Genomic DNA, 12,736 nt, shown 5'->3' on the forward strand with positions numbered 1-12,736 from the left:
GATGAAATATATCGTCGCATTGTTGGGAGTCAGCTTGTCATTGATGGCCTGCGCGGTTCCACAATCTCTGTCTAAATTTGCTTGGGATTATGGTACAGGCAGCAATATAGATCTTACTAAGAACACCAAGACCGAGTTCTATCTTGGAGGGAAACAGGTTTATGCGGACCGTCTAGCTGGAGGGGGGGCTGGAGGTCTGCTTGCCGACCGTATCAAGGGACAGCGTTACTACTGGGCTGGCGGCGGTGGCCTGCCCACCGATGGCGTTCCCGTCCCCGATAAAGCCGTGATTGAAATGGTTTCGTTCCATGATGGCAAGCGCTACAGCATCAAGGTGGACTTGCCTGCCAATCTGGAGCAGCAGATGCGCCAAGTCTACTCAGTCGAGGGACGTTATGACCGCCGTAGTTGGCTCTTTTTTGGTCTAGCGCCCGGCGGCTATTTTGAGGTGTTGCTCAAAGGGGATGGGCTACTTGTTAAGCCAGATATTCTACTTACCCGTGGTATCGCCGAAGAGGTGACCGATGATTGGTATGATCAGAGAGTACCGATAGCGCGCCAATATGGTATGGATGATTTCGACAAGAAATATGGTGAGCTATTCAAGCAATACCCAGTTCCTAGCGGGATGGATTGGGCTCCTATCATGGACGCTTACCGTGCCGCACAGCCTAAGACGGATACCAATCCGGTCAACTGATTTGGATAGCGGTTTAAGAGGTATCAATGAAGCAGTACCAAAACTGGTTGGCCCAGTATCTGATTTTTTCGTCGTGATAACGACCATGCCATGGCCGCAGAATTGGCCGAGAGCATCTGTGCTTTCTGGCAGGCAAGGCTAATGGCCAGGGATGGCGCCGCATCAGCTTTGTGCCCATCAGGTGGTCGCGAAGCATATCAGACGAAATGGAATCATAGAAGGAAGCGGCCATCGGCCGCTTCCTTCTTGGGTCTGATTAAGCCGAAAACTCAGCGTTTACCGAATGTCCCTTGGATTACGTTCCCCATAACATCAGGTGATTTTTCCACTTCATGTTGGGCTATTTGATGTTCCACAATTTCCCCCCATCGAAGAAATAAACTCCTCAGTTTTTCAGGGTTACGTAAAGCACCCGCCTGATAAGTTCGCAGGAGTTTGTCACTGATCTGGTGGTTCAACATGTGCTCAATCTCTAGAGGCCCCGCACCGAGTTCAATACCACAGCAGTTTGCAACACTGCGCCGCAGATCGTGAACACTAAAGGGCTCGAGCTCTGCCAGCTTACGCTTCTGTAGCCGGTCAAGGGCGCGCATAAGTGCATCACCAGTGATGGCGTGACCCAGCTTCGTCGTCGATTCGAACACATATGGACTGGTAGAGGAGGTTATCATTCGCTGCTCAGCAATGATTTCCTGAGCCAAAGGCGACAAGGTCACCACGTGCGGACGCCCATTTTTGGTTTCCGGAATCGTCCAGCGATCACCATCCAAGTGTGCCCACTGCATCGATATCACTTCACCTCGACGAACCGCGCTTAATATGACGATTTTAATTGCATTGGCAACGCTTCCAGAAAGCACAGAAGTCGCAGCAATGCCACGACCACCAGCTGCTAAAGCTCCACCACCGCCAACGCCCTCCCCCAATGCATGCCACAAGGCTCGTAATTCAGAGACTGGTAGCCATCGCTCTCGAGGTGGATTGGGGGTCGCATTGTAAACTTTGGGTTTGAGCGCCAACGTGGGACTCATCTCGATAAGCTGCCGTCGCATAGCCTCTTCCATCACTTGGTTCATTATCCCCATTGCTTTGCGAAGTCCTTCCAGAGAGACCTTCTGTAGCTTCTGATAGTGTTGGTGGAGGACAGCCATGGTGATATCGCAAATACGATATTTACCAAGGGCCTTTTGTAAGTGTGTTTGGTAAATTCGACGATAATCAGAGACAGTTCGAAGGCTAATCTCTGATCGAACACCATCCCGGCGTTTTACGCTGGCTTTGTGGCTAAGCCATTGCTCAAACAGTTCATCAAGCACGAGCATCTGTTCGTTCTTTTGCTTAGCTTCTACAACAACCTGACGGGGATCGATGCCCTGTTTGACTTGCCCCACAGCAATACAATGTCGCTCACGAGCTTGAGCAAGCCCCATCGCGGGGTATAGTCCTAGGACCATGGTTTGTTGCTTGCCCAGTAGTCTAAATCTATACACGAAGCGCTTTTGCTTACCGGCCCGAACTTCGAGTGATAACCCGTTACCATGTTTAGAGCTGATAGCAAATCGGGTTGCGGTCGCACCTTCTTTAAGCTCTGCCGCCGCGACTTGTCGATCTTGAGAAATCATCCTAAAACCTCGTATTGGGGTACCACCTGGGGTACCACATTTGGCATCGTATAGGGTTGTATGTCGTTGGACAAGAGTGAATTCAGCTTGCAATTAAACCATTGAATTTAAACAAAACATTATTTTTTGTTGGATTTATCAAGACAGGATTAAACGTGAGTTCATTGACTTCGTAATGCGAAGGTCAGGAGTTCGATTCCCCTTATCGGCACCAGATACAACAAAGGGTTAGCTTCGCAGTGAAGCTAACCCTTTTTGCTTTTTTGCAATTGGTCCAACACTGGGCCCAACATCACACTATCCATCCCCCTCCTTTGAGATTTTCTACTTGCTTTGCTTCCACAACAAAAAGCCCATTCGTCAGCAGTGGGCTTGAATTATTTGGGCTGTGGGATCCAAGCCAAAGGCTAGAATCGCCCCAAACACCTTTTGGCGATACCCCCAATCAGTTTAAGTGGTGCTTCTTTTTAATAAAGGCGTCGATGACGTTCTCGTGCATGTCAAAAGAGCGAAAAAAACAGATGGTTTTATGGGCCAGTCGCTTGATGCGCGTTCTGAGCGTCAGGTGGCGTTAATGGGATGGCCTACTTCAAGATTAGCCTTTCAACAGATAATTGGGACATAGCCCAAAATAAGTGGGCAGCAAGTGCCCAAGTCCATCTTCGATCGTCATCACAGAATTACCCAAGCAATTATTACTCTTGGGCTAATGATTCACAATCCAGCTTAATTGATGCACAGCGCCTTACGGAGGAAGCTTACTCCAGCCGAAATCTAGGCAAACATGATTTGTTGAATCAGGAGGTTAATAATGAACGCTGGCCAAACTCCGGCCCGGGACTGGAACACTCGTCGCAGCGAAAAAGCTCGACGCGTTGCCTCCCTTCCCGTACAGGGCAAGGTAATTCCCACCGATGGTCTGGTGGATGCGCTGGAAAAATTGATTGCTCCCGGCGATCGCGTGGTCCTTGAAGGTAACAACCAAAAGCAGGCTGATTTTCTCTCCCGCATGCTGGCAGAAGTGAACCCAGCGAAAGTCCACAACCTACATATGATCATGCCAAGCGTGGGCCGTAGCGAACACCTTGATATCTTCGAGAAAGGAATTGCCCGCAAGCTTGATTTCTCTTTCTCTGGCCCACAGAGCCTGCGTATTTCGCAGCTTTTGCAGGATGGCCAGCTCGAGATCGGTGCTATCCACACCTACATAGAACTCTATTCTCGCCTTTATGTTGATCTCTGCCCAAACGTCGCGCTGATTGCCGGTTACAAAGCCGACCGCAAAGGTAACCTCTACACAGGGCCAAGTACCGAAGATACTCCGGCTCTGGTGGAAGCTGCTGCGTTCCGTGATGGCATCGTTATTGCTCAGGTTAACGAAATCGTTGATGACGAGTACGACCTGCCGCGCGTGGATATCCCTGGTTCGTGGATTGATTACGTGGTTGTTGCCGACAGGCCGTTCTTTATTGAACCTCTGTTTACCCGCGACCCACGCCTCATCAAACAGGAACACATCCTGATGGCGATGATGGCGATTAAAGGCATCTACGCCGAACATCAGGTGCAGTCGCTCAACCACGGTATCGGCTTTAACACCGCAGCTATCGAACTGTTGCTACCGACCTACGGCGAACAGCTAGGTCTGAAAGGCAAAATCTGTAAACACTGGACCCTGAACCCGCATCCGACACTGATCCCGGCGATTGAAAGTGGTTGGGTTGAAAGTGTGCACTGCTTTGGCGGTGAACTGGGGATGGAAGAGTATATCCGCGCCCGTCCGGATATCTTCTTCACTGGTTCCGACGGCTCCATGCGCTCGAACCGCGCCTTCTGCCAGCTGGCAGGCCAGTACGCGGTCGATATGTTTATCGGTTCGACCCTGCAAGTTGATGGCCTTGCTAACTCCTCCACGGTGACTCGTGGCCGTCTTTCCGGTTTCGGTGGTGCACCAAATATGGGGCACGATCCGCATGGTCGTCGCCACGCCACACCGGCATGGCTGAACATGATCACTGAACCAGACCCAATGCAGCGTGGTAAAAAACTCGTCGTACAGATGGTCGAAACCTTTCAGGCTGGCGTGAAACCCACGTTCGTTGAGCAACTCGATGCGATTGAAGTGGCGAAATCCTCAGGAATGCCACTGGCGCCGGTGATGATTTACGGCGACGACGTGACCCACGTGCTGACAGAAGAAGGTATTGCCTACCTTTATCGCGCAAAAGACATTGAAGAGCGCCGGGCTATGGTGGCCGCCGTTGCCGGGATCACCGATATCGGCCTTGGCGTGGATGCAAAACGTGTTGCCGACCTGCGCAAGAGCGGCAAAGTGGTTTATCCAGAGGACATGGGGATTCGTCGCACGGAAGCCACCCGCTCTTTGCTGGCAGCAAGTAGCGTTGCCGATTTGGTGGAATGGTCCGGCGGTCTTTATAACCCACCAGCGAAATTCCGGAGCTGGTAATGAAACTCCTGTCACAGACTCATGCAGAGGTGCAGGCCGAGCGGCTGGCAAGGATCGCCCGCGACAGCCTGATCGACGAAGCACGATTAAGCCCGAAGCCAGGTCTGGTGGACAGCCGGGGAAACGGTGCCCATCACGACCTTTCGTTGGCGCTGATGGAGTACTCAGCGTATAGCCTGACGCCTATGTTTCTGCAACTGGCTCAACAAAGCTGGCTACGTCCTGCCGACATTGCCTTGCGTGAAATGATCGGTCGATTAGGACGCGAAGGCGAGCAACAGATGATGGCCGCTACGGCTGGTGTGAATACGCATCGCGGCGCTATCTGGGCGCTTGGTCTTTTGGTTAGCGCCGTGGCGATGAATGGCTCACAGGCCAGTGCGCAGCAGATTGCGGATACCGCCGCCATGCTTGCACGTTTGCCAGACAGCGCCGCACCGAAAATCTTCAGCAAAGGCCTGAAAGCCACACATCAGTATCGGGTGCCGGGCGCACGTGAAGAAGCGCAGCAGGCGTTTCCGCACGTGATGAATCTGGCGCTGCCTCAGCTTCGACACAGCAGGGCGAACGGGGCCAACGAGAGTGAAGCCCGTATCGACGCCTTGATGGCAATCATGACCTCGCTTAGTGACACCTGCGTGCTCTCACGAGCTGGAATGCCTGGTCTGGAAGCGATGCAGAACGGCGCTCGCGCTGTGCTTAACGCCGGAGGTTGTGCCACTGCGGCAGGACGCGACGAGCTTGCCGCTCTTGATGTGCAGATGTTAGCGCTCAACGCCTCGCCCGGCGGGGCTGCGGATTTGCTCGCCGCCACCCTGTTTCTCGACAGGGTCAGCCAGCCTCTGTCTTGTTCATTTTAAAGAGGATGTTATGGAACAAATTACATTGTCATTTCCTGCCAACCGCACCGTCAGCGGCAAGGCCCTGGCAGGTGTCGTTGGCTCCGGAGATATGGAAGTGCTGTTCACCGCAGCCACCGGAGAAACTCTCTGTATTGATATCACCACATCGGTAGATAACAGTACCAGCCGCTGGAATGCGCTATTTGACCGCCTGAACCTGACCAATGGCTTGCCTGCAGGCAAGCTGGTTATCCACGACTTCGGCGCTACCCCGGGCGTTGCCCGCATTCGCATCGAACAGGTTTTTGAAGAGGTGAGCCATGCGTAACGATCGCAGTTTTATTGAATTACGGGCCCGCGACCGAGCTCATGCCCTGCTGGACGAAGGCAGCTATCGCGAACTGCTCGATCCGTTTGAAGGCATCATGTCACCGTGGCTCGCGCCACAAGGCGTGGTCCCACAGTCTGACGATGGCATGGTGGTTGCTCGCGGCACCATCAATGGCCAACCAGCGGTGGTTATCGCCATCGAGGGCACCTTCCAGGGGGGCAGCATGGGAGAAGTGTCGGGCGCAAAAATGGCCGCGGCACTTGAGCTGGCTGCTGAAGACAACCGTAACAGTATTCCAACCCAAGCTGTGCTGAGCCTTGAAACCGGTGGCGTGCGTTTGCAGGAAGCCAATCTCGGTCTTGCTGCAATTGCGGATATTCATGCGGCAATAGTTGATTTACGTCGCTACACCCCGGTCATCGGCATCATAACCGGCACCGTAGGTTGCTTCGGTGGGATGTCCATTGCTGCCGCACTTTGCAGCTATCTAATCGTGACCCGCGAAGCTCGTCTTGGTCTGAACGGTCCGCAAGTTATCGAGCAAGAAGCCGGGATTGAAGAGTACGACTCCCGCGACCGTCCGTTTATCTGGAGCATGACTGGCGGCGAGATCCGGTATGAAAGCGGTCTGGTTGATGCACTGGTCGGCGACGGCGTAAATGCGGTGAAAACCGCGATGAACGAAGCCATCGCCAAAGGCGTTCCGACCCAGCATCGCAGCGATAAATACGCTGATTTCCTGACTTGCCTGACGCACTTCGATACCCGCGCACAGGTTGATACGGCACAGATCAAACAGCTTTTCGCCCGGGAGGTAAAATGATGACTCGAAGCAACAGCCGTGGCGCAATTTGGCTGGAAAAACTGGCGCCGAATGCCTCACGGATAAACAGCCTCTGCCCATCAGTTCAGGTGGCGGATGCAGACCTTAACGGTGAAACCGTGCGTTTCATCTCCGTCGTGCCGGATGCCAACAATCACTATCCGCGTGCCACCCAAGGTGAGGTTGGGTTACTGGAAGGTTGGACACTGGCGAAAGTGGTCAATGAAACCATCGACTCTGACGCCAACAGCAACGTCAAACGTCCGATTGTGGCAGTGATTGACGTCCCAAGCCAAGCCTATGGTCGTCGTGAAGAAGCATTCGGCATTTATCAGGCGCTGGCAGGTGCAGTAGGCGCTTACGCCAAGGCGCGTCTGGCAGGTCATCCGGTGATTGGTCTAATCGTCGGCAAGGCGATGTCTGGGGCGTTTCTGGCACACGGCTACCAAGCCAACCGTCTGATTGCCATCAACGACAAAGGCGTGCTGGTACATGCGATGGGGAAAGAATCCGCCGCTCGTATCACACTGCGAACCGTAGATGCGCTGGAAAAAATGGCAGCCACTATTCCGCCGATGGCTTACGACATCAGCAACTATGCCACTCTCGGTCTGCTTTCGGATCTGCTAACCATCAACAATCCTGATGCGCCGTCAGATGCGGACTTGGCTCTGGTCGAAATAACTGTTCAGAAGGCTATTTCGGATGCGCGTAAAGATCCAAGTCTGAAAAACCGTCTCGGCGCGGAGAATCGCCGTAGCTCTGCCCTCGTTCGCGAACGGATGCGTGTCGCTTGGTAACGAGCAATCCGTAGTTCGTAAAAAATTAGCCGAAAGCGGTCACCGTCGGGCGCAGCTATAGCGCCCACGGTTCAGCCTCTTTTTAAAAACTATCACCATCGCGTCAGTGTATTTTTTATCTTCTACAGGTGATCTATGACTTATGTAATCATTCATGCTCTAGCTCCGATTTTTGTGATCATGCTGCTGGGCTTTTTTGCCGGCAAAGCTGGAATGGTCGACAATAAAAATGTATCGCTGCTCAATATCTTTGTGATGGATTTTGCTCTGCCTGCTGCGCTATTCAGCGCAACGGTTCAAACGCCATGGGCGGGTATCGTCGCGCAGTCGCCACTTATTGTGGTACTGACTGGCGCAATGTGGCTCACCTATGCAGCGATCTATTTCTTGGCGACTAGCGCCTTTAAAAAATCCCCGCAGGATGCTGCTGTGCTAACACTAACCGTTGCGCTACCGAACTATGCGGCACTTGGCCTGCCAATTCTTGGTAGCGTGCTAGGTGAAGGCTCAGCCACTTCGCTGTCTGTGGCAGTATCCATCGCTTGTGGCTCAGTACTGATGACACCATTTTGCTTGCTGATCCTTGAGCGTGAAAAAGCGCGTGCAGCCGGAGAGAACAGCGGTTCTACTTTGTCCATGCTGCCAGTTCTAATGTGGCGCTCCCTGAAAAAACCTATCGTTATGGGTCCACTGCTGGGTGTGATTCTGTCGGCTATCGGTATCAGAATGCCAGAGCTGCTGCTGGTAGCCATCAAACCACTGGGCCTGTCCGCTACAGCTACTGCACTGTTCCTGACCGGTGTGATCCTGTCAGCTCGCAAACTGAAACTGAATGCGATAGTAGGTATTGCCACCATCACCAAACTGTTGATCCAACCGTTTATTGCTTGGGGCATCGTTCTAGCGCTCGGTCTACACGGTTCTGTAGCTATTACCGCAATCCTGATGATTGCCCTGTCTGCTGGCTTCTTCGGTGTGGTGTTCGGTAACCGTTTTGGCGTTCAGTCGCCAGATGCAGAAGCGGTTCTGCTGTTGAGCTCGGTCCTGTGCATCCTGTCGTTACCGTTGTTTATTACCTTAACTGCAGGCAGTTGATATGACATTCACATCGCGCCCTCACGACTTACTGTGGTTGAAAAGCAGCGATGCCCTGCTGAACATTCAGGATGCATGGGTGGCAAGCCAGTGGAACACGGGCTTGCCTGTGGTAGTGCGGCGCGATGTGAATGATGAGAGAGATATTCCGGTTGGCGTGCGCGGCATGACGCGCGAACAACGCGCCGCCGGATGGGTGAAAGCAAAGGTCGTGTCACGCGTGGTGACGCCTGAAATGGTCGCCGATCGCGAGCGTCTGCTGCACTCCCGATTTGTTTCCGAGCAGCCTGTTCAGGCTGCTATTTTACTCACCACCGTTGCCTGGCCCTGGCACTGGGGTATTACCGGTAGCACCGGTTATGCCATTGCTACTGACATTCCGGTTCTACACGCCGACAGCGATCTAGATTTGCTTATTCGTGCACCACAGCCGTTAACGCACGATGAATTGCGTCAATGGCAGGCACAGGTCGAAACGCTGCCGTGCCGCGCCGATACTCAAGTTGAAACGCCATTTGGCGCTTTCGCCCTCAATGAATGGCTGCGTGAAGGACGCGTTCTGCTGAAAACAACCACCGGCCCGCGTCTTACCAACACGCCGTGGCACAGGGAGTCATGATGAAAACTATTTTCACCTTCCCCGGTCAGGGGACCCAGCATGCCGGGATGCTGCAAAGTATCCCTCACCGCGAAGCTATATTCACCGAAGTTCGTGCGGTTCTGGGCGATGAAACAGACCAGCTTGATAGCCCCGATGCACTGCGACACACTCGTGCTGTACAACTTTGTCTGCTGATAGCAGGCGTCGCTTGGGCACGTGAGCTGATAGAACATGAAGTCAAACCCGATATCCTCAGCGGCTTGTCGATTGGCGCTTACCCTGCGGCAGTAATTGCCGGAGCGCTGGATTTTCGCGATTCCCTGCGCCTAGTGGCGCTGCGCGGTGATTTGATGGAGCAGGCTTATCCGCACGGTTACGGCCTAACGGCAATTGTCGGGCTAAGGTTGAATCAGGTCGAAAAATTGATAGCAGGCAGTAATACCTATATCGCTAACCTGAACGCCGAAACGCAAATTGTGATCGCCGGCCGCGACGAAGATATGGCCGCTGTTGCGCAGAAAGCACTGGAGACTGGTGCTAGCAAAGCCACTCGCCTTGCTGTGAGCGTACCGTCTCACTGTACCCTGCTGGATGAACCGGCGGCAAAGTTAGCTGAGGCATTTAAATATGTGACGTTGTCTCGCCCACAGCGCGCTTACCTAAGCGGCTCGACTGGGCGTGTGCTGTGGGACCCCCTGAAAATCGCTGACGATCTGGCGTTTAATATGGCCCGCACTGTGCAATGGCAGGATACGATTGTATCCGCCAATCAGCGAGATGCCCGCCTCGCCATCGAAATGCCACCGGGCAGTGTGCTGACAGGCTTAACGCATCTAGCGGGCTGGCAAGGCGAAGCAATTTGCCGCGAACGCAGCAACATTGGAATGGCTCGACATCTGCTGAAACACCTTACTTGTTGAGGCCTAGGAGGGCGTACATGCGCCCTTCTGCAGCCAGCGCCAGCAGGTCCTGATCGCGCTCACGGTGGTGTGAGTAGACAATCGAAATCAGCTGGCGCATCTGGTACGGCTCCGCTAGCTTCAACAGCTGCACATCGTTCTCGTATACCTTCTTCATCCTTCCAGGGACCAGCGAAAACCCGACACCCGCCTGTACCAGACTTATCATCGAAAAGATGTCGTTCACGCGAGTAACGATTTCCGGCTCAAACCCGGCGACACTAAACGCCTCCTGAAAACCGGCATAGGTCGCAAACCCTTCTGCCAGTGATACAAACTTACGGTCAGCATAATCACGCAGATCGGCATTTTGCGCACTGTTCAGTTTTTCACTGGCAGGTGCTGCCAGGAAAATGTCGTCGTGGAACAGCGGGATCACATCAAATTTCGCACCAGCAAATTCCCCCTCTCTAGTGGAGATCAGGATCGCATCCAGCGCGTCGTCTTCCAGCATATCCAGCAGTATTTGGTTTGACCCCATGGTCAGATCCAGTTCCAGAGAAGGGCGGCGCAGCTTCATGCCCATGATGATTTTCGGCACGGTTTCCAGAGTCAATGAATACAATGTGCCAATGCGCAATCGTCCACGCCCGACCCCAGCCACCTTACGCGTCTCTTCCAGTCCACGACTCATCAAGCTCATGACATCCTGGCTGTACTCTAGCAGTGTCCAAGCAGCAGGCAGCGGCACTAAATTACGCCCTTTATGGATAAACAGTGGGCAGCCGACCCCCTCTTCTAGCGTGTGCAGTGCGCGATGCACGCTGACGTTGCTGAGCTCCAGCGCATCCGCCGTGCGGGCGATATTGCCTTTACTCATAAACATCATAAACACGCTAAGTTTGCGGAAGGTGATGTCCTGATTGATGTCGTCTTTCATCGTCGTCCGGTTTCATATTTCTGAGTTGCAACTTACAAGATGTCTCTAAAGTGCCAAGGGGGTGCTTTTAACATTGATTCGGATTAACCGGTGGATTTAATCCTCTGTTTGAACGGATATGAGTGGACCCCAATATTGATTAGCTTGCAGCGATGGTATCTGTGTCGCATCGCTGCGGCCTTCTTCTTATCCGTAAACTTCTTGTCGAAAGTCAGGTTGGTGTTCAGGGTCTGGCTGGTATCTTCGTACAACTTGCTAGTCAAGTGAGATATTGTAAATTTTCTGTGTAAGTGGCTGTTAGTGACTGCTCTAGCCGCTCGTCGAACAGGATCATACTTTGGCTCATCGCCTGCTTTTTGTCCCGTATCGGCATGGTCCATTTTTTACCTATCTGATGCAACGCCAAATACAGCACCTTCGGACTGACTCGTCGGTCGGAAATGACCGCCGGATCTTGGTTAACTTGCGCAGTGAGGCATTGAGCGACTCTATCGCGTTGGTGGTGTATATCACCTTACGAATTTGCGGTGGATAGTCAAAAAATACGCTCAGTCGTTCCCAGTTATTCACCCAGGAGCGACTGATGCCGGGATGTTCCTCATCCCATTTTGCACCAAAGGCAACCAGCTCCTGCTCAGCCTGCAACAGGATGGCAGCACTGTAAATCAGACGTAAGTCGCCAGCCAATTCCTTACGCTGCTTCCAGCTGACATAACGCAGCGAGTGGCGCACCTGATGTATGATACAGAGCTGTACTTGTGTCTGCTGATAGACAGCTTCAATGGCTTCCGGGAACCCTTCAGCCCATCAACGCAGGAAATCAGGATGTCCTGTACACCTCTGTTTTTCAACTCTGTCATCACCGATAGCCAGAACTTGGCCCCTTCAGTTTGTGCCATCCACAACCCCCAGCGCTCTTTCTCGCCATCCATATTGACGCCCAGCGCCAGATAAACGGTCTTGTGCTGCACCGCCTCAGAGGCACGGCTACGCACGACCAGCGCATCCAGATAAACCATGGACTCTGCCAGGCGGTCACTTCCTCCATGACAGCATTGGTGACCTGCGAGATGAAGGTGGCTGAAACCTCTACACCATAGACTTCGGCAAAGTGAGCCTGGATATCGCGGGTGGACATGCCGCGAGCATAGAGGGAGACAATGCGGTCATCAAAACCCTGCAACTGCCGCCCGCCCTTTTTGGCCCGTTGTGGCTCGAAGGTGCTATTGCGATCACGGGGCACCTCAAGTTCGATGTCACCGTGCACCGAGCGAACGGTCTTGGCACTCTTGCCATTGCGATAGTTGCCGGTGTTCTTGCCTTGGGGTGCATGCTTGGCATAGCCGAGATGGGTGTCCATTTCCGCATCGAGGACGCGCTCGGCGATACGCTTGGTCAAAACCACTTTCGCCGAGAATATCTTCGGGGTTGAAGCAGCCCTCGAGCAACTGGTCGATGAGATTGTCTGGTATTGGCATTCTGTTGTTCCTTTCAACAGGTTGGTCAGGATGCCACTTACACAGATTTTTTACAGGCTGAGGAGGCATGATGCCTCCCTCTTTTTATTGGAGGCCAATCAGGGGAAAGGTTTCAGCCACATTGACGCTGTAGCCATA

11 protein-coding genes and 2 pseudogenes are annotated in these 12,736 nt (G+C 53.2%); 9 read left to right on the top strand and 4 right to left on the bottom strand.

Going from position 1 to position 12,736, the window contains the following annotated elements:
- The first annotated feature begins 1 nt into the window (after position 1).
- Positions 2-700: a DUF2931 family protein gene (locus WJM78_RS14915; protein ID WP_042037455.1), complete on the top strand. Its 699-nt coding sequence runs from the start codon at positions 2-4 to the stop codon at positions 698-700.
- Between the two features lie 269 nt (positions 701-969).
- Here the strand turns inward: WJM78_RS14915 and WJM78_RS14920 are convergent, their stop codons facing one another.
- Entirely contained in the window at positions 970-2,322 is a 1,353-nt protein-coding gene (locus WJM78_RS14920; RefSeq protein WP_042037456.1) for a tyrosine-type recombinase/integrase, read from the bottom strand.
- A gap of 445 nt (positions 2,323-2,767) precedes the next feature.
- Positions 2,768-2,890: pseudogene (locus WJM78_RS14925) on the bottom strand (IS1 family transposase); the annotation flags it as partial.
- A 243-nt stretch (positions 2,891-3,133) separates the two neighbouring features.
- Between WJM78_RS14925 and mdcA the strand changes: the two are divergent.
- From mdcA to mdcH, 8 genes are all read left to right on the top strand, one after another.
- Entirely contained in the window at positions 3,134-4,789 is a 1,656-nt protein-coding gene (gene mdcA / locus WJM78_RS14930; RefSeq protein ID WP_339010176.1) for a malonate decarboxylase subunit alpha, read from the top strand.
- Positions 4,789-5,649, top strand: a complete 861-nt coding sequence (locus WJM78_RS14935; RefSeq protein WP_339010178.1) for a triphosphoribosyl-dephospho-CoA synthase — start codon at positions 4,789-4,791, stop codon at positions 5,647-5,649. The genes mdcA and WJM78_RS14935 overlap by 1 nt, the downstream gene beginning before the upstream one ends.
- A 10-nt stretch (positions 5,650-5,659) precedes the next feature.
- Positions 5,660-5,959, top strand: coding sequence for a malonate decarboxylase acyl carrier protein (gene mdcC / locus WJM78_RS14940; protein ID WP_042037459.1), 300 nt, complete (start codon positions 5,660-5,662; stop codon positions 5,957-5,959).
- Positions 5,952-6,785: a biotin-independent malonate decarboxylase subunit beta gene (locus WJM78_RS14945; protein WP_339010179.1), complete on the top strand. Its 834-nt coding sequence runs from the start codon at positions 5,952-5,954 to the stop codon at positions 6,783-6,785. The genes mdcC and WJM78_RS14945 overlap by 8 nt, the downstream gene beginning before the upstream one ends.
- Positions 6,782-7,585, top strand: coding sequence for a biotin-independent malonate decarboxylase subunit gamma (gene mdcE / locus WJM78_RS14950; RefSeq protein ID WP_339010181.1), 804 nt, complete (start codon positions 6,782-6,784; stop codon positions 7,583-7,585). The genes WJM78_RS14945 and mdcE overlap by 4 nt, the downstream gene beginning before the upstream one ends.
- Before the next feature lie 135 nt (positions 7,586-7,720).
- Complete coding sequence (locus tag WJM78_RS14955) at positions 7,721-8,680, top strand: AEC family transporter (protein ID WP_339010184.1); 960 nt, start codon at positions 7,721-7,723, stop codon at positions 8,678-8,680.
- Between the two features lies 1 nt (position 8,681).
- Positions 8,682-9,299: a malonate decarboxylase holo-ACP synthase gene (locus WJM78_RS14960; protein WP_339010187.1), complete on the top strand. Its 618-nt coding sequence runs from the start codon at positions 8,682-8,684 to the stop codon at positions 9,297-9,299.
- Positions 9,296-10,201: a malonate decarboxylase subunit epsilon gene (gene mdcH, locus WJM78_RS14965; protein WP_339010189.1), complete on the top strand. Its 906-nt coding sequence runs from the start codon at positions 9,296-9,298 to the stop codon at positions 10,199-10,201. Before WJM78_RS14960 ends, mdcH begins: the two co-directional genes overlap by 4 nt.
- On the opposite strand, the gene WJM78_RS14970 is transcribed toward mdcH, so the two are convergent.
- Positions 10,191-11,120 carry a LysR family transcriptional regulator gene (locus tag WJM78_RS14970; protein WP_339010190.1) on the bottom strand — a complete coding sequence of 310 codons (930 nt, stop codon included), beginning with the start codon at positions 11,118-11,120 and terminating at the stop codon, positions 10,191-10,193. The two genes, mdcH and WJM78_RS14970, sit on opposite strands and share 11 nt — an antisense overlap.
- Before the next feature lie 387 nt (positions 11,121-11,507).
- Positions 11,508-12,480, bottom strand: a pseudogene (locus tag WJM78_RS14975) (IS256 family transposase).
- Between the last annotated feature and the right edge of the window lie 256 nt (positions 12,481-12,736).

The sequence above is a fragment of the Aeromonas popoffii genome, from assembly GCF_037818705.1.
Classification (GTDB): domain Bacteria; phylum Pseudomonadota; class Gammaproteobacteria; order Enterobacterales; family Aeromonadaceae; genus Aeromonas; species Aeromonas popoffii.

Excerpts from the sequence above, each read along its gene's own strand:
- WJM78_RS14960 (WP_339010187.1), top strand. The coding sequence starts at position 8,682 with ATGACATTCACATCGCGCCCTCACGACTTACTGTGGTTGAAAAGCAGC.
- WJM78_RS14955 (WP_339010184.1), top strand. The coding sequence starts at position 7,721 with ATGACTTATGTAATCATTCATGCTCTAGCTCCGATTTTTGTGATCATG.
- mdcE (WP_339010181.1), top strand. The coding sequence starts at position 6,782 with ATGATGACTCGAAGCAACAGCCGTGGCGCAATTTGGCTGGAAAAACTG.
- mdcC (WP_042037459.1), top strand. The coding sequence starts at position 5,660 with ATGGAACAAATTACATTGTCATTTCCTGCCAACCGCACCGTCAGCGGC.
- WJM78_RS14945 (WP_339010179.1), top strand. The coding sequence starts at position 5,952 with ATGCGTAACGATCGCAGTTTTATTGAATTACGGGCCCGCGACCGAGCT.
- WJM78_RS14970 (WP_339010190.1), bottom strand. The coding sequence starts at position 11,120 with ATGAAAGACGACATCAATCAGGACATCACCTTCCGCAAACTTAGCGTG.
- mdcH (WP_339010189.1), top strand. The coding sequence starts at position 9,296 with ATGATGAAAACTATTTTCACCTTCCCCGGTCAGGGGACCCAGCATGCC.
- mdcA (WP_339010176.1), top strand. The coding sequence starts at position 3,134 with ATGAACGCTGGCCAAACTCCGGCCCGGGACTGGAACACTCGTCGCAGC.
- WJM78_RS14935 (WP_339010178.1), top strand. The coding sequence starts at position 4,789 with ATGAAACTCCTGTCACAGACTCATGCAGAGGTGCAGGCCGAGCGGCTG.
- WJM78_RS14920 (WP_042037456.1), bottom strand. The coding sequence starts at position 2,322 with ATGATTTCTCAAGATCGACAAGTCGCGGCGGCAGAGCTTAAAGAAGGT.
- WJM78_RS14915 (WP_042037455.1), top strand. The coding sequence starts at position 2 with ATGAAATATATCGTCGCATTGTTGGGAGTCAGCTTGTCATTGATGGCC.